The 24,107-nt window shown below is 62.1% G+C and carries 19 protein-coding genes and 1 pseudogene; 5 read left to right on the top strand and 15 right to left on the bottom strand.

The genetic code is table 11. The annotated features are described in order from the left end of the window. Positions 1-31: 31 nt before the first annotated feature. The 3 genes from ACVOLO_RS10425 to ACVOLO_RS10415 form a co-directional block, all read right to left on the bottom strand. Positions 32-1,066 (bottom strand): LLM class oxidoreductase, encoded by a 1,035-nt coding sequence (locus ACVOLO_RS10425; protein WP_481570197.1) that lies wholly within the window; start codon positions 1,064-1,066, stop codon positions 32-34. Between the two features lie 4 nt (positions 1,067-1,070). Next, a complete protein-coding gene (locus ACVOLO_RS10420; protein ID WP_481570196.1) occupies positions 1,071-1,706 on the bottom strand; it encodes a glutathione S-transferase family protein in 636 nt (211 codons plus the stop codon). Between the two features lie 184 nt (positions 1,707-1,890). Next, complete coding sequence (locus ACVOLO_RS10415) at positions 1,891-2,493, bottom strand: methylated-DNA--[protein]-cysteine S-methyltransferase (protein ID WP_481570194.1); 603 nt, start codon at positions 2,491-2,493, stop codon at positions 1,891-1,893. A gap of 73 nt (positions 2,494-2,566) precedes the next feature. On the opposite strand from ACVOLO_RS10415, the gene ACVOLO_RS10410 reads away from it, so the two are divergent. After that, positions 2,567-3,442 (top strand): LysR substrate-binding domain-containing protein, encoded by an 876-nt coding sequence (locus tag ACVOLO_RS10410; RefSeq protein ID WP_481570193.1) that lies wholly within the window; start codon positions 2,567-2,569, stop codon positions 3,440-3,442. Between the two features lie 112 nt (positions 3,443-3,554). On the opposite strand, the gene groL is transcribed toward ACVOLO_RS10410, so the two are convergent. The 7 genes from groL to ACVOLO_RS10375 all read right to left on the bottom strand — a co-directional run bounded on the left by groL (position 3,555) and on the right by ACVOLO_RS10375 (position 10,196). Further along, complete coding sequence (gene groL / locus ACVOLO_RS10405) at positions 3,555-5,204, bottom strand: chaperonin GroEL (protein WP_481570192.1); 1,650 nt, start codon at positions 5,202-5,204, stop codon at positions 3,555-3,557. A gap of 145 nt (positions 5,205-5,349) precedes the next feature. Beyond that, complete coding sequence (locus tag ACVOLO_RS10400) at positions 5,350-5,637, bottom strand: co-chaperone GroES (protein ID WP_481570191.1); 288 nt, start codon at positions 5,635-5,637, stop codon at positions 5,350-5,352. A 304-nt stretch (positions 5,638-5,941) separates the two neighbouring features. Then, positions 5,942-8,218 (bottom strand): autotransporter outer membrane beta-barrel domain-containing protein, encoded by a 2,277-nt coding sequence (locus ACVOLO_RS10395; protein ID WP_481570190.1) that lies wholly within the window; start codon positions 8,216-8,218, stop codon positions 5,942-5,944. Further along, positions 8,188-8,889 carry a PilW family protein gene (locus tag ACVOLO_RS10390; protein WP_481570188.1) on the bottom strand — a complete coding sequence of 234 codons (702 nt, stop codon included), beginning with the start codon at positions 8,887-8,889 and terminating at the stop codon, positions 8,188-8,190. Before ACVOLO_RS10390 ends, ACVOLO_RS10395 begins: the two co-directional genes overlap by 31 nt. A 2-nt stretch (positions 8,890-8,891) precedes the next feature. Next, a complete protein-coding gene (locus ACVOLO_RS10385; RefSeq protein WP_481570187.1) occupies positions 8,892-9,308 on the bottom strand; it encodes a type IV pilus modification PilV family protein in 417 nt (138 codons plus the stop codon). Then, entirely contained in the window at positions 9,292-9,792 is a 501-nt protein-coding gene (locus tag ACVOLO_RS10380) for a prepilin-type N-terminal cleavage/methylation domain-containing protein (RefSeq protein ID WP_481570186.1), read from the bottom strand. The genes ACVOLO_RS10385 and ACVOLO_RS10380 overlap by 17 nt, the downstream gene beginning before the upstream one ends. Continuing rightward, complete coding sequence (locus tag ACVOLO_RS10375) at positions 9,789-10,196, bottom strand: type IV pilin protein (protein WP_481570185.1); 408 nt, start codon at positions 10,194-10,196, stop codon at positions 9,789-9,791. The genes ACVOLO_RS10380 and ACVOLO_RS10375 overlap by 4 nt, the downstream gene beginning before the upstream one ends. Before the next feature lie 178 nt (positions 10,197-10,374). Here ACVOLO_RS10375 and cutA point away from each other — a divergent pair, with 178 nt between their 5' ends. The 3 genes from cutA to ACVOLO_RS10360 are packed head-to-tail and all read left to right on the top strand — an operon-like array spanning position 10,375 to position 13,682. Next, complete coding sequence (gene cutA, locus ACVOLO_RS10370) at positions 10,375-10,707, top strand: divalent-cation tolerance protein CutA (protein WP_481570217.1); 333 nt, start codon at positions 10,375-10,377, stop codon at positions 10,705-10,707. Positions 10,708-10,711: 4 nt separating this feature from the next. Further along, positions 10,712-13,087, top strand: coding sequence for a protein-disulfide reductase DsbD family protein (locus ACVOLO_RS10365; protein ID WP_481570184.1), 2,376 nt, complete (start codon positions 10,712-10,714; stop codon positions 13,085-13,087). 1 nt (position 13,088) lies between these two features. Next, positions 13,089-13,682: a TlpA disulfide reductase family protein gene (locus ACVOLO_RS10360; protein WP_481570183.1), complete on the top strand. Its 594-nt coding sequence runs from the start codon at positions 13,089-13,091 to the stop codon at positions 13,680-13,682. Positions 13,683-13,878: 196 nt separating this feature from the next. Here the strand turns inward: ACVOLO_RS10360 and ACVOLO_RS10355 are convergent, their stop codons facing one another. From ACVOLO_RS10355 to ACVOLO_RS10335, 5 genes and pseudogenes are all read right to left on the bottom strand, one after another. Then, positions 13,879-14,991, bottom strand: a complete 1,113-nt coding sequence (locus tag ACVOLO_RS10355; RefSeq protein ID WP_481570182.1) for a hypothetical protein — start codon at positions 14,989-14,991, stop codon at positions 13,879-13,881. A 132-nt stretch (positions 14,992-15,123) separates the two neighbouring features. Next, a pseudogene (locus ACVOLO_RS10350) lies at positions 15,124-15,343 on the bottom strand (phage baseplate assembly protein V); the annotation flags it as partial. 1,765 nt (positions 15,344-17,108) lie between these two features. Next, positions 17,109-18,254 (bottom strand): hypothetical protein, encoded by a 1,146-nt coding sequence (locus tag ACVOLO_RS10345; protein WP_481570181.1) that lies wholly within the window; start codon positions 18,252-18,254, stop codon positions 17,109-17,111. An 11-nt stretch (positions 18,255-18,265) separates the two neighbouring features. Beyond that, complete coding sequence (locus ACVOLO_RS10340; protein ID WP_481570180.1) at positions 18,266-20,023, bottom strand: hypothetical protein; 1,758 nt, start codon at positions 20,021-20,023, stop codon at positions 18,266-18,268. Next, positions 20,020-22,794 carry a type VI secretion system Vgr family protein gene (locus ACVOLO_RS10335; protein WP_481570179.1) on the bottom strand — a complete coding sequence of 925 codons (2,775 nt, stop codon included), beginning with the start codon at positions 22,792-22,794 and terminating at the stop codon, positions 20,020-20,022. The genes ACVOLO_RS10340 and ACVOLO_RS10335 overlap by 4 nt, the downstream gene beginning before the upstream one ends. A gap of 620 nt (positions 22,795-23,414) precedes the next feature. On the opposite strand from ACVOLO_RS10335, the gene ACVOLO_RS10330 reads away from it, so the two are divergent. After that, positions 23,415-24,068 carry an FABP family protein gene (locus ACVOLO_RS10330; protein ID WP_481570178.1) on the top strand — a complete coding sequence of 218 codons (654 nt, stop codon included), beginning with the start codon at positions 23,415-23,417 and terminating at the stop codon, positions 24,066-24,068. Positions 24,069-24,107: the final 39 nt, after the last annotated feature.

The raw sequence follows: 24,107 nt of genomic DNA, 5'->3' as shown, positions 1-24,107 counted from the left end.
GGGTGCGCTGCGCTGAGCATGGCAGCCAGCGTCACCACCGCTGGTGCGGCGCCAATGGCCCGGCATGCGAGGGGAACAATGGCAGCACTTCTCCAGCCAGTTCCTGCAGCACCTCCGCCGCGGGCCTGCGTGAAAACTGGATGCCCAGGGCTGCGTGGTTGACGCCTGCACGCTGCCAGGATTCCAGCAAGGCGATCAAACCCTTGCGGCCGGTGCGCAACTGATGGCCCCCCTGCAACGGAACGCGCGGATGATCCGGGTCATCAACCAGATCCAGCCATTCATTGGTCATGTGCGGGCGGAAGCCGGCGTCCGGAATCAACCGGCGCCAGGCGGCGATCTTGTCGGCCAGCCGCAACGGCCCCGCGCGATCATGCGTGCTGTCCGGGTAGGTCAACCAACCATCGGCATGCTGCGCAACCCATTCCAATGATTGACGCGCGCCGCCGGTCACCATCAACGGAATGCGGCTATTCACCGGCGGCGGCAACAGCCGCACACCTTGTTCGGCCAGCGGATGCAATGCAGTACCATCGCCGGGCTGCAGCCATTGCCGGAACGCCGCCACGGTGTCAGCAAAGCGTTCGCCCCGCGCCGCGTGCTCCAGACCATACGCCGGGAATTCGATCGGCCGGTCACCGGAAGCGATACCCATCACCAGGCGACCACCGGACAACTGGTCGATGGATGCAGCTGCCTTGGCCAACTCAATGGGATTCCGCAGCGGGAACACCACGCTGCCGGTAGCCAACGCCACCTGCCGCGTGCGCGCCGCCAGAAACGCCAGGTAGGTGAACGGATCAAACACCTGGCCGGCATCACCGAACATCGGATCGAACAGCGGCACATCACGCACCCATACCGCTGCAAACCCCTGTTGATCGATGTACTCCACCAGCGCGGATTGGCCTTCCAATACCCGCATGTCGCCGTTGTAGAAGCGCAACGGAAGAAAGATGCCCAACGTAAGCTTGTCCGCGCGGAACATGCGTTGATAGCCGGGGTGCTGCGCGAAGACCGCTGCCGATGCGCCGGAAAGCGACGCCTGCATTTCATGCATCGTCATCAGCTCACGCCCCCGTCGCAACTTCGGGCAGGGTGATGCCGCGCTGTACCGCCGGCCGCTGCGCCACGCGCTGGTACCACGCCCATAGATGACGATGGTGGTCGAACGACATGCCAATCAGCTCGGCAATATGCAGCCAGCCAAAGTTGGCGATATCGGCAATGCTGTACTGGTCCGCCGCCAACCAATCACGACCGTTGAGGCGTTGGTCCAACGTCGCCAGTGCCGCATCACTCAGTTGCTGGTAACGCGCAATCGCCGGCAGGTAGCGTTCCTGGTCGAAATGCTCAAAGTGCACCCGCTGGCCCAGCACCGGGCCAACGCTGGCGGCATGGAAGATCAGCCACGTCATCGTTTCCCAGCGCCCGGCGTGATCCTGCGGCATCAACCATGCGCTGCGCTCGGCCAGGTACATCAGGATGGCGGCCGACTCGAACACGGTCACACCCCGCGCCTGATCCACCAGCACCGGAATCCGGCCATGCGGGTGCAGTTTCAGAAACTCGGCCGTTCGATGTTCGCCGTGTTCGATCCGCACATGGTGCAGCTGGTACTCCAGCTGCAGTTCTTCCAGCGCGATGGTGGCCTTGTAGCCGTTGGGCGAGCTGTCGGTGTACAGATGCAGCGAATACGTGGACATGAAATCTCCGGTTGCAGTTTCATCGGGATGACATCGCCCTGCCCGCCTTGGCCCAGGCAGGGGATGAGGAAGTGAAAGACGATCAGGCGGGGCTTGCAGGGTGCCGCTGCGGGAATGGAACCAGTCTAGGCAGGCGCTGGCCCTGCGTGAAACGATTGTTCCTGCGTGCGTTGTTTAGCGCCGCTCAACTTTGGCGCTGTCGCTCGCCCTGCTTGCGCACTACATCGGCCTCCAATGCCAACAGCTCGGCCTTGCGCCGCAGCTGCCCGCTGTAGCCCGTCAATGCACCCTGCGCGCCCAGCACGCGGTGGCAGGGAATGATGATGGAGATTGGATTGAGCGCATTCGCGCGGCCCACGGCGCGCGCCGATGACGGCGGCTGCAGTTGCCGTGCAACCTCGCCATAACTGTGGGTGGAGGCGAACGGAATCTGCATGAGCTGGCGCCATGCACGCTGCTGGAAGGCACTGCCCTGTGGCGCCAGGGCAAGATCGAAATGACGCCGCCTGCCGCTGAAATACTCGTTCACCTGTGTGGCAATCGCAGCAGCGGCCCGCGTGTCGGTTGGCAGCGCATCCAGCAGGTTCGCCAGCAACAGGCGGTTGTCGTCATCTTCAAAATCCAACCGCAGCAGGGCGTCCTGCGAATCAACGACCGCGACCATCCTGCCCAGTGGCGTGCGGACGACGGCCTGGCGCCAACCATGCAGCACGACATGCTCTGCGTCCGTTGCTGTCGCCAGCCGCTGTTGTGGCGGCTGCGGATAAACTCGTGGCGGTAGTGACATGCGCACGAAGCATAGTGGCCTGCACTGGCCACGCGAGCGTTTTTTTCTAAACGACTTATGCAGGAAATCTGAAATGGGTGCGGTTCTTCCCTTGCTGGCACTGCGCGCGTTCGTGGAGACCGCGCGCCACGGCACACTCAAGGCCGCCGCCGACGTGATGGGCGTGACCTCCGGTGCCATCAGCCAGCAGCTCAAGCTGCTGCAGGCGCGCACCGGCGTCGCATTGTTCGAGCGCACCCGACAGGGCGTGGTGCTCAGTGCAGCCGGTGCACGTGTCTACCCGGAGTTGAAGCAGGCGTTTGACCAGATCGAAAGCAGCCTGCATATGCTCGAACGTTTGAAAGGCCGGCAGACACTGCGCATCAGTGCTGCGCCCACCTTCGCCGCGGCATGGCTGGCACCGCGCCTGCCGCGCTTCAGCGCGCTGCATCCGCAGATCGACGTGCAGTTGGAGGCCACCACACAGGTGGTGGACCTGCGCCGCGATGGCGTGGACATCGCCATCCGCCACGGGCTTGGCCACTACCCCGGCCTGCAGGCCGAGCACCTGTTCGCGCCGGTGCTGTTGCCCGTTGCCAGCCCCGCATTGCTGGCAACCGTGGCGCCGATGCACAACGCCCTGGACTGCCTGCAACTGCTGTTGCTGCAGGACACGGACCGCAACGACTGGCGGCTGTGGTTCCAGGCGATGGGCATCGCCGCCGAACCACAGATGGAACGCGGGCCGGCATTCGACGACGCCGAAGCCGGCCAGGGCATCGCACTGGTGCGCGACATCCACGCCGCCGCTGAGATCGCCGCCGGCCGTCTTGCTGTCGCGGTCAATCTGCCGTGGCCGCAGACCTTTGCCTACTACGCGTTGAGCCTGCCCGAAGAAGAATGCCTGCAGCCCTGCGTGCCCTTGTTCCTGGCCTGGCTGCGCGAGCAGTTCGCGCCGCCCGGCGCCTGATTGCCGCGGCCTTGCGCCAACCCGCAGCGGCCACACCGCCCGCGGACAAAACAAAACCCCGCCTTTCGACGGGGTTTTGTGTGTTACCAGCAGCGGTGAGGCTGCGGCGGACTTAGAAGTCCATACCGCCCATGCCACCCATGCCGCCCATGCCACCTGCGCCGCCCATGGCCGGCTCGTCCTTCTTCGGAGCTTCGGCAACCATGGCTTCGGTGGTGATCATCAGGCCAGCGATCGAGGCTGCGTTCTGCAGCGCCGAACGGGTCACCTTGGTCGGGTCCAGGATGCCGAACTGCAGCATGTCGCCGAACTCGCCGGTGGCGGCGTTGTAGCCGAAGCTGCCGGTGCCTTCCTTGACCTTGTTGATGATGACCGACGGCTCTTCACCGGCGTTGGAGACGATCTCGCGCAGCGGGGCTTCCATCGCGCGCAGGGCGATCTGGATGCCGTGGTTCTGGTCTTCGTTGTTGCCCTTCAGGCCAGACAGTGCGGTGATCGCGCGCACCAGAGCAACGCCGCCGCCCGGGACAACGCCTTCTTCCACTGCAGCGCGGGTCGCGTGCAGGGCGTCATCGACGCGGTCCTTCTTTTCCTTCATTTCGATTTCGGTCGAGGCACCGACCTTGATCACGGCAACGCCGCCGGCCAGCTTGGCCACGCGTTCCTGCAGCTTCTCGCGGTCGTAGTCCGAAGAGGTCTCTTCGATCTGCGTCTTGATCTGCTTGACGCGCGACTCGATGCCGGCAGCTTCGCCAGCGCCGTCGATGATGGTGGTGTTTTCCTTGGAAACCTGCACCTTCTTGGCGCGGCCCAGGTCCTTGATGGTGGCCTTTTCCAGCGACAGGCCAACTTCTTCGGAGATCACGGTGCCGCCGGTCAGCACGGCCATGTCTTCCAGCATCGCCTTGCGACGGTCGCCGAAGCCCGGTGCCTTGACGGCCACGACCTTGACGATGCCACGGATGGTGTTGACCACCAGGGTCGCCAGCGCTTCGCCTTCGATGTCTTCGGCGATGATCAGCAGCGGCTTGCCTGCCTTGGCGACGCCTTCCAGCACCGGCAGCAGGTCACGCACGTTGGAGATCTTCTTGTCGTGCAGCAGGATGAACGGGTCATCCAGGTCAGCGGTCTGCGACTGCTGGTTGTTGATGAAGTACGGGGACAGGTAGCCGCGGTCGAACTGCATTCCTTCCACGACGTCCAGCTCGTTGTCCAGGCCCGAGCCTTCCTCAACGGTGATCACGCCTTCCTTGCCGACCTTCTTCATCGCTTCGGCAATGATGTTGCCGATCGACTCGTCCGAGTTGGCCGAGATGGTGCCGACCTGGGCAATGGCCTTGTCGTCAGCGGTGGGCTTGGAGATGTTCTTCAGCTCGGCGACGGCGGCAACCACGGCCTTGTCGATACCGCGCTTCAGATCCATCGGGTTCATGCCAGCGGCAACAGCCTTGGCGCCTTCGCGGATCAGGGCCTGGGCCAGCACGGTGGCGGTGGTGGTGCCGTCGCCAGCGTCGTCATTGGTGCGCGAAGCAACTTCCTTCACCATCTGCGCGCCCATGTTCTCGAACTTGTCAGCCAGTTCGATTTCCTTGGCGACGGACACGCCGTCCTTGGTGATGGTCGGGGCGCCGAAGCTCTTCTCGAGCACGACGTTGCGGCCCTTCGGGCCCAGGGTGGCCTTGACGGCATTGGCGAGAACGTTGACGCCGCGCACCATGCGCGAACGGGCGTCTTCACCGAAACGAATATCCTTGGCAGCCATAGCTTTGAAACCTCGGGAATGTGGAGAGAGATTTGAAATTCGGGATTGGGGATTGAAAGCGGCATTGCGGGTGCGGGGGGATGGTCGGCGTCAGGCGCCCTTGCCAATCCCGGATCCCGGCATCCCGATTCACCGCCGCAGGCAATCAGCCCAGGACGGCGAGGACGTCGTCTTCGCGCAGCACCTTGTACTCGACGCCTTCGGCCTTGTAGGTCGAACCGGCGTACTGGCCGTAGATGACCTTGTCACCGACCTTCAGCGCCGGCGCACGCACCGAACCGTTGTCCAGCGGCTTGCCCGGGCCCACGGCCACGACTTCACCCTTGGTCGACTTTTCCTTGGCCGAATCCGGGATCAGGATGCCGCCGGCGGAGATTTCGTCGGCTTCGATCGGCTTGACCACAACGCGGTCGTGAAGCGGCTTGATGCTCATGAAGGACCTCTTAAGTGTTTGATTGGCCTAAAATTCCGGCAGTTTCCCCAACCAGGGCAGAAGCCAGGGGCACCGCGCGTAAAAACGCCCGTCAGACGGGCTTGAAGGGGAGATGGGGCCCGCGCAGGGGCTTTCAAGGCCCCGGCGGAAAAAGTTCCAGCACGCAGGCGCCCTGCGCCATTGATGCGCAGCCGGCGGCATCGGCATCGCAGGCAAAAAAAAGGCGTGCCCGGGGGGACAACCGGACACGCCGTTCAGAGAGAGCCGCCCGGGGACGGGCTGAAGTGCTGCTTTTTATGAAAACTCAGAGATAACGCGACCACAGCACCGAGGCGCTGGCCGGCGCCGACGGAATGCCACTGCTGCCCCCACCGCAGACCGGCAGCAGGTTCAGGCCATTGCCATTGGGCACTTCCAGCGAAATGCCGCCGGCGGAAATGGTGGTGTCAGCACGCTGGTTGCTGCCCACGGTCAGGCTGCCGTGGATGGTGACCACCGCTCCGCTGGTGGACAGCTGCTTGCCCAGCATCACGCTGCCGCGAATGGTCCAGCCCTCCACCGTTGCGCCTTCCTCGGCAAGGATCGCGGTGTTGCCGATCGGCAAGCCGGTGTAGGTAACGGGTTTGCCCTGACTGTCGCGGCCTTCCCAGGTCACGAATTCCGAGCGGCTGGCACACAGGTTGGACGGATAGAACGCGCCGCCGCAGACCTTGCCCGCGCCGGCGAAGTTGGGCGCCACCAGTTCCAGCTTCGGGTTCCAGCTGCTGCTCAACACCACGTCCCCACCCCGGTTGACCAAGGTATTGAGCAGGTCAACGGTGGTGCCGTTGACCGTCAGCTTCGAATCGAACCACAGCACGCCTGGCGGCATCTTCTGAATTCCGCCCAGCACCCAATTGCCATTGCCTTGGCGGATACCCAGGCACCCCCTGTCATTGCCGTTGTTGCAGGTCATCAGTTCCTGCAGCACCGCCAACTGCGCGTCCGTGGGGTTCTTCAGTGGATAAACACCGTCGATGGACGAGCCATCGGCACGCTTGACGTGCTGGACCGTCAGCTGCGGCAGGCCATTGACCGACTCGAAGATGTAGTTGGCCACCCCCTTGTAGTTGCCTGCATCCACCGGCTTGACCCGCGCATCGCACCACGGAAGGCCGGGCAGGCCCGGGCTGGCGCCTGCCTGCTCGGTCAGCACATTGGCCAGCGGCGTGTTGAGGCTCCCCGCCAAACGCCCGCTGCCGGTCACCCCGACCTCCCGGACGGTCATGTTGCCGCCACCCAACAGGTTGCCGATGGTGCCGGACACCATGTCGATATGGCCGCCGGCCCACACCGTGTTGTAGCTGCCGCTCCAGCCCTGCACCCGCACCTGCTGTCCCCACAGCTGGCCGGTGCTCAACGTATGCAGGCTGGCATTGCCGCCCACAACCGAGACCGAGGTGAAGCTCAGCTCATCCGGCAGCGCGGCATCGTCCGGCCCCTTGTCCTTGTCGTCATGCAGGCGCGCGGACGCGGCAGCGCCGGTCACGACACCGCTGTCGGCATCGATGGTCACCGTGGCCAGGTCGAGCAGGAACCGGCTCTGGTCATTGAGCGTGATGACCAGCCGGCCGCTGTTGAACGGCACCACGTTGCCCCGCGTCCACGGCAGCCCCCCGGTCACGGTGGAGGCAACCAGCTTGCCGCCGACCTCGGCCGTGCCAATGGCGCGGCCACCGCTGTAGACCACGGCACTGTAGGCACCGGCCTTGATCGCGGTGTAACTGCCGCCGCTGACGCCGTTGCCAATGGACACGTTCCTGCCCCACAGGGTGGTGCCACTGGGGTTGCCCATCGCATTGAGGGTGATGTCGCCCTCGGAATGCAGGTGACCGTTGTCGGTGATGCCGCCGCCGCTGAGTGACACATTGCCCTTCACGCAACCGGAGATGCGCGCCGACGAACCACCACCGACGCTCAGGTCGCCGGCCACCACCACGTTTTCGTAGTCAACCGGGTTGACCACTTCCAGCGAACCGCCGCTGTAGTTGAGGTTGCCGTTGAACACCATCGGCGCATTGGGCAACGAGTGGCAGACTTCCGGCGTCCCCGGCGTGCCGCTGCCGGGCGCGACGTCATACACCACCTCCACCGTGGCAGTGGTCAGCGCCGAGCCGACGCCGGCCTCGCCGGTGACACGCGCAGTCACCTTGTACAGGTCCGTACCGGCGGACTGCACCGAGGTCACCACGGCCGAACGCACCCCCAATGCGCCCAGGCCCGAAACCGGCTTGGCGTCGTCGCCCACCCAACCCGGCCACACGCTTTTTTCGACCTGCAGCAGATACAGGCGCAATGCCTCCACACCGCGCCATGCCGCGGCCTGCGCAGCCGTGGCCGAGTGCGTGGTCAACTGCTGCGACTGGGTGCCGCGCAGCGAATAGATCGTCGCGGCGACCGTGACCGAAACGGCCAGGCCCACCATCAGCACGATCAGCAGAGTGGCGATGCCACGCTGCCTTCGTGGCGAAGAGAAGCGGCTCTTGTCCATGCGCTTGAACTCCCGGTCCATCAGGTTGAAACCGCTAGATTGGGCAGGCACGCCTGGAACAGATGGCTGCTGCCGTCGGCCTGTTCCATGACCACCTGCTGCCCCGGCAACAACAGCGGCGAGGCACTGAAGTCCTGCTGCATGAAGGGCAGGCACTGGCGCTCGGCCTTGAGCGCGAACACATAACCGGCCGCCAGGCTCATCGCGCCAATTTCGCCCTCACCGCTGGCGTAGGCGCTGCCGTCCTTCTGCACCGGGGTAAAGAAGGCGGCGCTGCCGGCAAGCAGCTCGCGCTCGTCGGCGCTCCAGTTGACCGTTGCCACATCGCTGCAGGCCTTGGATGCCAGGCGGTACATCCCTTCGTTGTCCACCAACTGCAACCCCGAGCAGACAAAGCCGGTATCGACCAGCTGCGCCTTGTGGCGCCACACCACTTCCTTGCCGGATTCGCGCACCCCGAGTTTGCTGCTCAAGGCATCAACCGCAGGCACGCCGAAACCGGCGGACTGCAGGTCCATCTGCGCGGCCAGCAGCGCCGCCGATACCTGGCCGTCGCGCAGGGCCGAGCGCGAGGCGTTGGCCGACACTTCAATCATGGTTTTGTAGAGCACCAGCATCGCCGAGATGGTGATCAGCGAAATCACCAGGCCGATCATCATGCTGATCAGGCTTTGCCCGGCCTGATGGCGGCGGGCACGAACGACAGTGGAATGGCGGCGCATGGTCATTGCCTCGTGGATACCAGGAGATCCGGGTCGTCATCACCGCCCTTGCGCCCGCCCAGGTCGCTGGCCGAGAAGGTCAGATCCACCCGCTTCGGGGCTTCGACCGTGCGCGTGACACCGGCCATGGACACGTTGGCCGACGCGGCCTCACAACTGACGCTGGCGCTCTTGTTGCCGGTGGGCAGTGCGACTTCGACCGTGCTGCCGCCACACAGCGCCACGCCCTTGCTGTGCAGGTTGTCGCGCAGGCGTTCGACCACCAGGTTCTCCACCTTGGCATCGCGCTGGTTGTTCATCATGTTGGCCGCCACATGCGCCAGGCCGGCACCGATCACGCTGGTGATCAGCACCCCAACCAGGGCTTCGAGCATCATGTCGCCGCGCTGGCGGCGTGGTGGGTCAAAGCAGATCGACATAGAGCGGATCCTGGTTGTTCAGGCCAATGGCCAGGCGCTGATGGCTGGCACCACTGAGACAACTGCCGGCGGCAGGCAGGCGCTGGCCGCGATTGCCGAACGCCACGCAGGCCAGGTCATCGCCGGCACCACTCAAGTCTTCGGCATCGGCAAAATCCGCGGCCCCGGTCAACTTGATTTCCACGTTGCGTGGCAGCTCCCCCTGCCACACCACCTCGGCACTGCCGGCGCGCAGTACCTGCAGCGCACGGTCATCGCGCTGCAGACGGGCCGAAACGCCATCGCCAGCAGCCTGTGCCGGATTACGCAGCGCCAACGAACGCGCCTGCGATACCGCCTCCCACATCACGTTGCGCGCCTGCATCTGGCGATTGCTGTCAATCCACTCCCGCGCAAAGGGCGTGCCGGCAGCGGCCAGGACGGCCATCACCGCCAGCACCACCATCAACTCAACCAGCGAGAACCCGGCGTCACGCCGGCTCACGGCCAATCACTCACACCGACACAGTTGCCACTGACCCCGCGACTGTTGCCTGCATCCACGGTCAGGGTGCAACCACTGGCCTTGCCCATGGAGGCACTGGCAACGGCCTTGAGCTGATAGCCGCCACTGCTTGCCGAGTAGGTATAGGTGAAGTTGCCGGCCTTGGTCCCCGCGCTCCAGCCCTTCTTGGCGGCGCTGTCGCTGGCCGGGTAGCCCAGCGTGCGCTGACGGAAGTTCTCGACATTGCTCGACAAGGCCAGCAGATCGCTCTGCGCCACGCGGATCTTGCTGCGCAGTGCGTAGTCGGCATACGCCGGCAAGGCGATGGCCGCGAGGATGGCAATGATGGCCACCACGATCATCAATTCAATAAGCGTGAAACCACGAATATTGCGTCGTTCCATCAGGGCCTCCCTGCAGGCGCTGCGGCCTCGTCCCCGTGTGTTTCGAGCCCCGGACCCAAGGTCCAGCACTCCCCCAATCAAGCGAACAGCTCACAAAGCAGTGACGAGCGGCAATATACATTTGATGACAACGATGTCAATACTGTTGTCCGGGAGTACCGCATTCGCATCTGCGACAATCCCGCCGATGGACGTAAGACTGATCTTCTGCACCTGCCCTGATCCGGATAGCGCCCAGGCGCTTGCCCAGCTGCTGGTGGAGCGGCGGCTGGCAGCCTGTGTGAACTTGTTGCCGCCCATGCGGTCTGTGTACCGCTGGCAAAACCAGATTGAGCAGGCACAGGAAGTGCAGTTGCTGATCAAGACCTGCGCCGACCGGCTGGATGCGCTCACCACCGCCATCCAGCAGGAACATCCCTACGAATTGCCGGAGATCATTGCGATCTCCCCCAGCGCCGGCCTGCCGGCGTATCTGGAATGGATCCGGGCACAGACCCGGGAGGAAACCTGAGTCGATGATGCTGTTGCGACGTTTCACCGCCCTTTGCCTGCTGTCATTGAGTGCCCTGCCCGCCTGGGCAGTGAGCGAAAAAGACCTGCTCCCGGTGGACCAGGCCTTTGCCCTGCAGGCCACTGCGCCAAGCCGCGACCGGATCGAGCTGCGCTGGGACATCGCTCCCGGCTACTACCTCTACCAGCACCGCACCAGCGTCAAGGCCGGCCCCGGCTTCACTGCCAGCGCCATCCAGTTCCCCAAGGGGGAGCGGAAGCACGACGAGTTCTTCGGCGACGTTGAGACCTACTACAGCCAACTGCGCGCCACCCTGCCCGGCCGGGCCGAGGCCGGCGTGGAGACGGTGAGCCTGGAAGTCCGCTACCAGGGCTGTGCCGATGCCGGCGTGTGTTACCCGCCGCAGAAACGCACCGTCGAGGTGAAACTTCCCGCCGCCGGCAATGCCGCCACTGCACCTGCAGCGGCCGCGGCCGCGCCCGCAGCGCCGATGTTCAATCCGCTGGCCGCCGCCAGCAGCGGCGGGCTCAAGCTGCCCGGCGCCAGCACCGGCGGAGCCGCGGTACAGAATCTGCCGCTGCCCCCGGACAAGGCGTTCGGTTTTGAAGCCATCGTCGATGATGGCAACCGCCTGCTGCTGCGCTTCTCGCCCGCACCGGGTTATTACCTGTACCGCGACCGCACCTCGCTGGCGCTGGAAGGCGCTGCCGGCATCCGCACCGGGCGCCCGCAGTGGCCGGCAGGCCAGCCCTACCGCGACGAGCACTTCGGCAATGTGGTGGTGTACTTCGACCAGGTTGAAGTGCCGGTGCCGTTGCGCCGTGACCGCGCTGAAGCCACGCCCGCCACCCTGGTCGCTACCTTCCAGGGCTGCCAGACCGATGGCATCTGCTACCCGCCGATGACCCGCCGGGTGAAGCTGTCATTGCCTGCCGGCGAGGTCTCGCCGAGTACGGAAGCCATCGTCGCGCCGCTGGTGATCCCACCGCTGCCCAGCGGCAAGAAGGATGACCTGCCGGTGCAACCGGCCGTCAACCCGGACAACCTGCCGGCGCCGCAGCCGCTGGTGGTTCGCCCCGACCCGGGCGCACCCGACCTGACCCAGGCCGCGCCCGATGCGTCGGCCGAAAACAGCCAGCGCAGCCAGCCGCCGGCCACCGCCGCCGAAAAGAACAACCGCTCGCTGTTCTGGGCCCTGCTGCTGGCATTGGCCGGCGGCATCATCCTCAACCTGATGCCCTGCGTGCTGCCGGTGTTGTCCCTGAAGGTACTGGGCCTGGCACAGAGCGGCGAAAGCCGTCAGCACGCCCGTCGTCATGCGCTGTGGTACACGGCCGGCGTACTGGTCGCGTTCTCGGTGATCGGCGGCCTGGTCCTGGCATTGCGTGCCGCAGGCCAGGCAGCGGGCTGGGGTTTCCAGCTGCAGCACCCGTGGTTCATCGCCGCACTCATCTACCTGATGTTCGTGGTCGGCCTGAGCCTGACGGGCGTACTGACGCTGGGCAGCAATCTGGGAGGCATCGGGCAGTCGCTGGCACGCCGCAGCGGGCCGATGGGCGATTTCTTCACCGGCGTGCTTGCCTGCGTGGTGGCCAGCCCGTGCATCGCGCCGTTCATGGGCCCGGCTCTGGCCTATGCCTTCACCGCACCGCCGCTGCTGGCCTTCCTGGTGTTCCTGTTCCTGGGACTGGGCCTGGCACTGCCGTTCCTGCTGATCGGCTTTGTGCCGGCACTGGCGCGCCGCCTGCCCAAGCCCGGCCCGTGGATGGAAACCTTCAAGCAGGTCATGGCATTCCCGATGTACCTCACCGCCATCTGGCTGCTGTGGGTGCTGGGCAAGCAGCGCGGCATCGACGCAACGGCGTTGTTGCTGGCCGGCATGACGTTCCTTGCGCTCGGCCTGTGGTGGTTTGAACGCAGCCGCTGGCACAGCCGCACCACCGGCATGGTGTTGGGCCTGGTCATCGCGGTACTGGCATTGGTGCCGGTATGGGGCGTGACACAACTGGAGGCGCCGGCGGCAAGCAGCCGCAGTGAGGGCACCGTGGACTACTCACCGGAAATGCTGGACCGCCTGCGCGCCAGCAACCGCGTGGTCTTCGTCAACATGACAGCCGACTGGTGCGTGACCTGCAAGGCCAACGAGCGTGGCGTGCTCAACCGTGATGCCTTCCGCGACACCCTCAAGCGGGTGGATGCGGTGTACATGCGCGGTGACTGGACCAATGTTGATCCACAGATCAGCGCCTTCCTCGACCAGCATCAAGCCGTCGGCGTGCCGCTGTATGTGGTGTACGGCCCGGGTGCGCCGCCGCGCATATTGCCGACCGTGCTCACCCAGGCCATCGTCGAAGACGCACTGCTGCGCGCGGCCCGCTGAGATGCGCAGCGCGGTGTGGTGGGTAGTGGGTATTGCCGCAGCGGCGGGTTTGTCTGCCGGCGCGTGGCTGACCCGGCCCACCCCACCACCGCTGCCATCCATGAGCGAAGCCTCCCCGCCCGCACGGCCGGTCGAGCAGGTTGCCGCCGCCGGCCCGGGTGACCTGATGCCTTCGTTTTCGCTGCCCGACCTGGACGGCATGCCGGTGCAGTTCCCGGACCGTTTCAAGGGCAAGCCACTGCTGATCAACGTGTGGGCCAGCTGGTGCGCACCGTGCATCGAGGAGATGCCGGAGCTGGCGCGCTTTGCCGCACGCCACGCCGACAGCGGCCCACAGGTGGTGGGCTTGGCGCTGGACACCCCCGAGGCAGTGCTGGAGTTCCTCGGCAACGTGCCCGTGTACTACCCCATCGTGATCGAAACGCCCGGCCCAGCCGACGCCAGCGTCAAGCTCGGCAACACGCAGGGACTATTGCCCTACAGCGTGCTGGTGGATGCGCAGGGTCGCATCGTCAAACAGAAGCTGGGCCCATTCAAAGCCGGCGAGATCGATGCCTGGGTGGCGGAGCCGGATGCCGCTGAAGTGGCGCGCTGACGTCCTCTTGTCGATTCAACCCGGCGCTTGATCTTGCCCCTGAACGTCGAACACCGATCTAGACGACATGGGCAAGCTCGGACTGCTCCGGGCTGAGGTAGCCGAGAGCCGAGTGGAGCTGTGCAGTCAACCTTGATAGCCATGTGTGCGCTATGCAAATTGCTGGGAGCACTAACGCATAGCGAGCGGCGTCCACCTACCCCAAACTCGGCGCCGATTGATCCAATGCCCACAACCAGAACGTGTCGCCCCAATCACTATTGGTGATCACGGGGAACGTATCGCCCTGCTTGAAATAGCGACGGCTACTCTGCGCTGGCGTGTACCACCAACCTGTTTCCGGAACCGGCTTTCCTGCAGGAACACGGCCCGGTGACAACGGCGGGCCACCAGTGCCAGCGTAGGTGCCATCGATGTCTTCGTACTCGCCTTCGATCATCTCCACGAAGTACCACTCGCAGGGGCGCTCGGTGAACATTTCGTAGGAAAGCGGTGCCGCTTCGAATTGCCGATACTCCGCGGTAATGTCTCCCCATCCCCACTCATCAACATGGCGATTCTCATCGAGAATTCGATAAAGCTCTTCCGTGTTGCTCCATAGGCCGCGTCGTCCTACCCGTTGAAGCACCTTCTCACCAAAATCATTCAACGAGAAGACGTTAGGTAACGCCCCATAGGCACCTGTCCAAGCAAACTGAAGGGCACCGTAAGCATCGTCCTTGGGAACATAGATGCCTGTTCTAGGCGGAGTTTCTCCCGTTCGCCCAACCAAGTCCTTACGCACGCGAAAGCGCGGGATCCTCATATCGTTGATATAACCATCCTTCCACAGCAGCCAGAAAGTCAGGTCATCCAAAGTCCTGACCCGATCCGTGAAACAGCTAAGCCTCCCTGCATACCGAAACACACGCTCGGCTTCCTTCTTGAACTCTTCCTCCTGCTCATGCGTCGCCCAGATCATGCTGGAGGCATACTCGGAAAGCATGCGTGAACATTGATTCTCGCCAGCTGGACCGAAGGTCTCATGGGCGCGAAGCGCAATGTACTCCATCAATCCTTCACGGAACTCCACCAACGCCGGATAAGCATGTGTAGCAAAATGGATCGCTGTACTTGTCTGGCTCCAGTTCGCCAGCGCAATACCTGCCGCATCCAGATGCACGCGCTCATCCAGCATCGCATCGGCCATCACGATCAGGTTTTCTGCGCGCAAGAGAATGCTCCGTAGATACCCCAATGAAGTGAAGTGCTGAATCAGTGCCGCCTGTCGCTTGTGCCAGGGATTGAGTTCAACGAAATTCACAGACATGACTAACGGGTGCTCTTTTGTCCTGGGAGATTGGGAGGACCGAACCGCACATCGATCATCCAGCTACCGAAGTCGCTACTGCCGGCCAGTGTCGAAGGTCCCCGCATCAATCACACTGATTTCTAGCGGCCGTGCGCTACCATCAATGCCGCCCCCGAACGGCGGCAACACCTGGCCGTTGTAGAACTGGCCGATGATGCGCGGCTGGTCGATGCCGCCGTGCAGAAACTCCACCAGTACCTCGCTGCCGATGCGCGGCAGGAAACTGGTGCCCCAGTTGGGGCCGGCCAGCCACTCGGCCACCGGCACTCAGTTTCCGCTGCGGATGGTCGCCCGGCGCGTGGCCGCTGTGCGCGCTGCCGGTGTCGACGTCGGCCGTACCAATATCAAAGACACGTTTCGCCAACTCGAACAAGCAACCAAGATCGCTGTATACGCCGAAGGGAAAAACTTCTAAGGCAAATATCGTTCGTGTTGTACGTAAACATCAGTCTTCCCGACTCGTACTCGACGCTTGTCTGCCATGCACGTCCTCGCAATGTTGCAATCGAAATTCTATCCACCAACTCGTCATCGGCGCCGAACTCCCCGCCTACGAGGCCGACCGAAAGAACTTCCTGCGGCATATGGCGCTTCAGGTATCGATTGGAGCTCTCGCTGGTGCCACACAGCATTGTCATCGCGACATCCCATGCGCCCTGCGAACCTGCTCCCACGACGAGGCGCGTCTCGCACTCCAATCGCTCAAGCTCAGAAGCACTACACGCGGGTGGCATCGGGGTGTCTGGGTGATGAAAATCGCGAGCAGGCCTCATCGCGTCGGGTGGAAGACTATTCAAATCGATGAAAGGGGCCGCAATAAGAAAAAGTATTTCCAGGATTATTCTCTACCTTGTTAGATAGGCATCATCCAGTGCGTCTCCAAGCATCGCTAGACACCTCCTGCAACGTTGCAAGAGCGTCGAATAGCACCAAGGGGGAGTCGCCCCCCTCAGCAGAGAGTGGACAGGCCATGGATTACCCATCTCTGCCCTTGCAAGCGAACATTTATCTCGAGGGGGCATGCGCCACCGTAAACATGAAGTATCACACTCCGATCTTCCTGGACGCTTATCTCACCGAACTCAAAGCCGTTACCAGCCATTGGAATTATCATCGACAGAACTTCGTCTGCACCAATCATCCTAACTTGTCGATCAATATGACCCTCTATTGAAAAGCCCCCCTCAGAGTACTGAGTCGACTTCCCGACATACGACTCCACAAAAGGAACCGCTTCGCCGTAGCTCCTCCTATTACACATAACAGTATCCACAAGAGTCCAAAGATTCTCCGGACGGGCAACATTTTCGCGAAAAAACCGCCCAAATAGCGCCTTCTCCTCCTGGGCACAGGGCCGCACCGAGGAAATCTGAGTACTTGGCAACTCATCTGCCAATAGGCTTCCACCGACGAGAAAAGCAAATAAAGAAACTGAAATTCTATTGCGCATCGGGAACCTTTGCGGAAACATACAGGTGATTTCTATAGGTTTCGTCTGTATTGATCCAAGGATCAGCCTTGAAGCCGTTGAGCGTTGCAACGTCGAAGAATATTATTTTCTCAAACGACAAGTACAGAGCGCTTCGCGGACCATTTGATCTATTTACATGGAACTCCTCTATTAATTTTCCTCCCGCGCCCCTGTCGTCATAGTCATCCACATAGATCACATCCAGCCCATGCCCATTCTGTGCAACACAGAACCAAGCACAGGCCTCCATGTACTGCTCAGAACCAACTCGTCAATCCCAGACTTCCAGGCTGCCTTTAGCACGCCCTTATAAGAGAGCGGATTTGTTCGACGCAGAACATCCGCGACCGTCACGGACTTTCCGGCGCCAATCGCGTTTGGGAATGATCCAACCGCGTATCGAATACGAATATTCAACATCGGCATGTCGATGCAACATGCTTACTACGTATTGCGATTACCAACCAACCCCTGAACATCTCCATTGGGAACGCGCAGGCCATCATGTGGCACGCGGTGTCGGATCAAGCGGTGGTGATGCGATGGTGCGGCCAGCAAAGTCAGCATCACAGAAACCGAGATAACCATACTAGAAAATGACGCACTACGGATGCGCTTCTATCCGCTTGCGGATGCCCGAAAGCTGCCACTCAATATCCGAAGGACAATCGGTCAGGCAGACTTCTCTGTTGATGAAATCTTCTTTACTCGGCGCACGTTGATAGCCCTTTGGACGATCACGCAGCAGTACGCCTGGGGCGAAGTACACCGGACGAATGGGGTCGTCAAAATCGGCGTAGAAGAGGAAGTTGTTCACATCGACTTTGTGCTGATCGTCCAGCCAGAATTTCTCACCGTGACTGAGGCGTCGTGTGATCGTCACCCTATCTGCCTCAATCTTCAGCGGAGTGAACTCAGGAGAGATATCCCGAATCGCGCCGTTGAATTTCATGTCATCTTCGCCAGCATCGGCTAGAACCGGGATGGGATCTCTCCGGCCATAGCCGCAGCTCACGCCGCCCTTATTCATTCGCTCACAATTGAATCTGTATTGATACCCCCCAATTCCGGGAAGACCGCGCGGTAAATAGCGCCCAGACTCATCAATCAAAAATATTTGTGGAGCACCGGCTGCACGAGCACTCCCTTCGGAACTCGGTTCTGGCACGTACATAATTCGCCAGCGGATCTGGAGTTTCCGATCAAGGTAGTACCCGTCATCACTGAATTGGTACAAACCCTCATGGCGACCGCCGAACATATAGGCGTCATAGCCAACCAGACGATCTAGCTCGATTTCGTCTTTGCGTAGCATAAACTCCGAGCCCACATAGGAGAGATTGGATTTTGAGTAGATGTAGCGCGTCCGCCAGTGATCAACGGGGATCAACTCTGATTCGTGTAAAAACTCACTCTTGTCATACCAATAGATGTCATTTCTTGCCGCCACAAGACGATCGCGATAATCTTTACTGAAAAACCGATCACAATAATAGCGATTCAAATGCAACCGCCGACCTCCATCACGCAACTCTCCAGCCCCCACATCAGCGAGCTCGGGATTCTCAATGAAATTAATATTTCTATATCGCCGGTACTGATTCGACTTACTAAAAACAGCACAGTATGATGCCGTTGATCCAGACTCTTCACCCGAGTCCCGCTCAGTCGAAAGCGCCGCAACCTCGCCAGAAATTGGAATAGAAAACAAAATAACGATTCGCGCAATACTTCCAAATATGAATTTCATCGAGACACCACTTACCGAGCAAGCCACGGGCGTTGCATTCCTTTTATTTCCGGGGATACCGACGGAGGGAGTGCATATTTTGGATCACCTTCAGCCTTGTAGCCTGCAAGATCACGGGCTTCCAGCGACTTTTTCCCCAGGCAGGTGATGTGCAGATGGTCGTCATGCTTTGGGGCATTGACATGCACATACTCATCGAAATTGTAGATGTGCTGCGCTGAATTTGCATAGCGATGCTCATACAGGAGCCTATTGAACCGCTTCGCCAGTGCATCGCCATTAGTGCTCCTATTTTTGAACTTGAACTCGGATACCCCATCATCAGTCGCATCTACTGCAACAATGTCCAGCGCATCGCCGAGCTTGTGCAAGATAGATCCCAGCATGGGCCGCCACATGCCGCTAATCTCCACATTATTCACGCCAGCTTCCGCGCAGGCGGACAGCAGCATCATGTAGACATAGGGGTGATTCTTCGCGATCACATCAGTCTGGGAAACTCCAGTGAACTCTCCCGCGTTGTCACAGAACGCCTCCTGCAGTTTTAGGACCAAATTCAATGGCACGATAATGATTTCGCCACCTTGACAGTAGGGCCTGTCAGGCTTGGGAATGTTCACGACCTGCCCGCTGTAGAACGGCTCCAGAAGTTCACTCCATGCCAACTGCATGCGTAGTGGCGGGGGATTGTCCTGCTTCCTTGAGCCTGGCTTCGGCGGAGCAATCGCCTCGCGATACTGTGTGGCCTGCTGAGTGGTGATCTTCCCACGCTGCTCGGCCCACTCGATTTGGCGCAGGTTGGGGCGCACCACCTCGTACCAAGAGGTTAGATCACCATCCTGATTGGGCAGTGTCAGGTTCCCGGTGATCCAAGCCCGTATGTCTTGAACGGTATAGCTTCGAGTGAAGGTTGCCCAAGCCTTTCCATTAAGGATTGCTGTGCGCTGCCTGCCCTTACCTTCAACTTCAATGAAAGCATCAATGGCAGAATTGATATCGTCTTTCCTATTGGAATCAGCGATCTCTTTCGTCTCCGTGATGGTCACGGTCGTCAAACCATCGCTTTCGGGCTTCACGCGATACATCACCATAACGTCTGCATTCCGCGTCCAGTTCTCCACTCCCCCGCTCGCTGCCGCGCCCAGAACGAGCCCAACCAACTGAACCCCATCCACGGCGACCTCCACGGTCGACACCTGGGTTACGGACCCGAAAAACTCCGCTGGCTCTCCGGCAGTCTTGCCCCCATGCAGTACTTCCAGTGTTGTTGCATCAACCACCAGATACGGAAGCCTTCTCAGACTGGAGCCATAGGTGCTCGCTCCATTCCTTACGCTCCGCACGTTGTTGATCACATACTTCACCCGCTGCTGTCCCTGCCGCAGGGTCAACGTTTCGCAGTGGTTCTGTGATTGCGGCGCCGTCGTCGCAGTGGCGTTGAAAGTCAGCCGCACCGTGACGACATGCGGCTTGTTCTCCGGCTTGCTCTGCACACTTTGCCCGACCGGACGGCACTGCCCACCTGCTGGCGGCTCGATGGCCAGAGACACGGCAACTTGCCCGCGCGTGGTGATCTTTATCGTGCGTCCATCCGGCCCGGTTGTGCCTTCGCGGCGGGAGGGCTCCTCAGAACCTACATCCGTCCATTCAAGCGTGTAACGACGCCCTCTGATCGGATTGTTTTGCAAATCAACAAGCCGAAAACCCAGATAGTGCCTTGCTGGCGGCGTAGCGGTCTTCTTTGCCTTACCTGAAGCAGCGGTGCTCATTCCTCAGCCTCCCCAGAATCCTGCATTGCGAGTCCACAACACGGCTCATCAGGAGACATTTCAGCAACATCCGGGTCTTCAATCTCCCAAGCCTCGTTGTCAGCCAAAACAATCTGCAGGTTCTCGGCCTTGCTGCTTCTGGCAACGATTGAAGTGGTGCCATCTGCTTCAGTAATCGCATCCTCATAAGATCCATCCGCTCGGAAGATACGGATGGCCTGCTTGGCAACTGCCTCTCCAACTTCATTCTTAAGCGCAACGCGGATCTCGAATGGATCGGGCATCAGAAGTTCCTGCGGCAATGCTGGCATTGGCACCACAGCCTTTGAGCCCCCCATAAACGGATGCTCCCCCGCCTTCACCGTGAACTCGTGGCAGATGAAGGTGATGTTCTCGCCCTCCAAAATGATGGCGCTGTTACCGGCCTGCAGCTCCACTTTGTCCTTGCCCAGCACGTCGATACGGTTGTCGGTTGCAGTGATGGTGACGCCTTGGTCGGCCAGCAGTTCCAGTTCGCCGTCGTGCGCCTGCAGACTGGTTGGACCGTTGGCGGCGATCACTTTCAATGGGCCGTCCTGGGTGAACAACGAAACGTGTTCGCCGGAAACGGTGGCGATGGTTTCGGCGGCGCTGATGTGCAGGTCCTGCTGTACGGTCAGCTGCAGGTGCTGCCCGGCATAGGCCACCGCGCTGGCCGGGCTGACCCACGCAATGTGATGCGGCGATTCGGCCAGCAACAGGGGCTTGGCGAAGCGCTCCACCGGCGCGTCGCCGGGGTTGCGGCCATCGTGTGGCTTGAAGGGCGACTGCCCATTGACCGGGCCTTCAAAGCGGCCTTCGGCCTGCGGATCAACCAGCTCGCGCAGCAGGCCGGTGTGCTGCCAGGCCGACAACCCCGGCACCTGCTGTTGCTGCAGTACCTGCTGCATCTGCTCCAGGCTGCGCTCGGCGCCCTTGAGCTGGGCCACTACCTCGGCGTTGTCGAGCTGGGTGGAACCGGCGCGCGCTTGCGCACTGGCCGAGAGCAGCAGCCCCTGTGCGGCACGTACGTTGCCCCAGCCCTGCGTTGCCAGTTCAAAACCTGCGCCGCGCAGTGCGCCGCGTGCGGTGTCCTGGTGGTCGATCAGATAGCCCAGCTCCAGCCGGCTGTCCGCCAGCGAGCTTTGCAGGCGCGTGCGCAACTGGCCCGGCGTATCGTCCATCACCCATTGCTGGGTGCCGCTGCCATCGTGTGCCTGCGTGTGGATGCCGCTGAGTACGCCCGGGTGCCGTGCGCTGCCATCAATACCGCCGCCGAACGGCGGCAACACCTGGCCGTTGTAGAGCTGGCCGATGATGCGTGGCTGGTCGATGTCGCCGTGCAGAAACTCCACCAGCACCTCGCTGCCGATGCGTGGCAGGAAGCTGGTGCCCCAGTTGGGACCGGCCAGCCACTCGGCCACAGGCACCCAGCTGCCGCTGCGATCATCACCCGGGGCGTGGCCGCTGTGCGCGCTGCCGGTGTCGGTCATGCCACCGGGATTGGGTTGCGTGCCGCGCTGCCAGGCAAACTGGATGCGCACCTGATGGTCGCGGCTGGCACTGAGCACAGCACCGGGCACGCCGACGACACGTGCTGTCTGCGGGCCATGCACCGTCGGCCGGTCATGTGGCAGGGCGCGCAGCGGCACCTGGGCGCCGGTGGCAAGAAAGCGGTTGCGATAGCTGCCCCGCTCCAATGCGGTGTGGCCAAGCAGTTCGGCAATGCCGTGGTCCAGGTTGTTGACCGCGACATGCTCCACCACCAGCAACTGGAAAGCCTGCCCGGCGTACTGCGGATGCTGGCCCAGGCAGAAACATGCGCCCGCCGCCAGGGTGCGCTCACTGCCTGCGCCACTGAATACTTCGCGCCGCACGCGAACGGCATCCAACCGCGCCTGCGCCGACTGCTGCGCCCATTGCGATTCGGCAAAACGGCCGGCGCGTGGCTGCACGTACACCTCAAGGGCCGGCAATTGCCCGGCATCGGCGCTGCGCTGTGCGGCCACGGCGCGGAGTTGTTCGCTGTGCCAACTGCCCACCGTGCTGGCATTGGGAACCAGATGCTGGTGTTCGCTGAAAAGGGTGATGCCATCGCGGGCTTCGGCCGCATCCGCGCGATGGAAACGCAACGTACCCAGTTCCGGCAATGCGGCCCCGGGCTCGAAGATCACCAACGTATGTGCGGCATCACCGTCCTGCAGCTGCTCGATGCGCCAGGCCAAGCCGGCATCGGCAATCAAGCGGGTGATGAAGGCCCAATCGGTCTCGCGGTATTGGGTAGTGATCGGGTGACGGGGCAACGCGCTGTGCAGGTCAAAACGGAACACGGCCTGCGGGTAGTCGGCGAACACCTGCGTGCAGATCTGGCGCAGGTCCTTGTCCTGGAAGATCAGCGCATTGCGGCGCAAGCGCAGCAGCGCGGTCCACGGCTCCAGCAGCAACCGATAACGGGCCAGGCCGCCATCGCTGCCCAGCTGACTGACCTCGGTACACAGGCCATGCCATTGCCGCAGCGCCCCGTCAGCCTGCCGCAACTGCAAGGTGAGCGGTTGCTCCAGCCACGGCCCGGGCTCAAAAAAAGCATCGGTCGACAGGCAGTCGATCTGCAGGCGAACCTCACCACAGATGCTTTCCTGGCCTTCAAAACGTTCGACCACCAGGCCATCGTCCGGCCCCTGCAGCTGGATCAGGCGGTGGTGATGCGACAAGGACGCCATCGAGGCGAGCATTGCCGAGCGCGGGATGTCCATATCGACAGGCTCATGCGGGGGAATGTCTTGCGGGCGGCGGATTGGCACCACCTCCGCACCGAGCCGGAGACGATACGTGGCACGTGGCGACTTATCGGTTCCAGCGCCGATTTTTGGGATTAATCTCACACGGGTTGCCAGACCCACTGGCGTTTGCCGCTGCCTGGCGATCAATCCCTCATTCGCTTGCCCGGAGCATCCCGCGCGAACACCAGCAACCTTGCCGACGCATGCGGACCTGGACGGGATTCGGGCACACCTGCTTTTCAGCCTGCAGTGGCTTCAAGACATGCCTTGAGAAACGAGGGCACCAACGGACAAGTGCGGCTGGATACCGGCGATGGTGGGTTTCATCTGGTCTGGCTGGATGAGATTGACCGCTTTACGCGCCTGGGCAGCTGTTAGGCCGAGCAGGCTGCTGCCAGGGAAATCGGGACGCGCACACGCCGCCCCGTATTCACCGACGCTGTGCTGTTTGTCGCGCCCCATGGCGACAAGGCACGGCACCGTGCATTGATCCGATCTCAACCACCCATGCCCCGTGGATGTCCGCCCTCTTCGGGAATGCGCTGGAGTGCGCGTAACATGGTCGGCACCCTGCAATCGAACACCGCACGCCCGTGACGAACTACCCAGAAGACATCTACACCGAACCGACTCCCGATCCCGATACGCTGGCCAATCTCGGGCCGCTGGCCGCACTGGCCGGCGTCTGGCGCGGCGAGCGCGGCATGGACGTCAACCCGAAAGCAGACGGCCCTGAACACCAGGCGTTCATCGAGCATGTCGAGCTGCACCCGATCGACGCACAGACCAACGGGCCACAGTTGTTCTACGGCCTGCGCTACCACACCCGCATCGTGAAACCCGATGAGGTGGAAACCTTCCACGACCAGGTAGGCCATTGGCTGTGGGAGCCGGCAACCGGCACCCTCATCCAGACCCTCTCCATCCCGCGTGGCCAGACCGCCATGGCGGTGGGCAAGGCGGCACCGGATGCGAAGTCGTTCCACCTGCGCGCCGTGCGCGGCTCGCCTACCAACGGCATCCTGTCCAATCCGTTCCTGGAGCATGCCTTCCGTACCGAGAGCTACGACATCCATGTCACCGTGAATGACGACGGCACCTGGTCGTATGCGCAGGAAACCATCCTGATCATCCCCGGCCAGGCCGAGCCGTTCCGTCACACCGACCGCAACACGCTGACCCGGATCGGCGCCCCCGTGCTCAACCCCACCGCACAGGCCGCCGCACGCGACGCACTGCTGGCATGAATCCACGCGCGGGGCTGCAGGACGCCTGCGCCCCGCCGT

It is taken from the genome of Stenotrophomonas sp. STEN056 (assembly GCF_056759635.1).
This window is presented reverse-complemented; position numbering and strand designations above follow the sequence as displayed.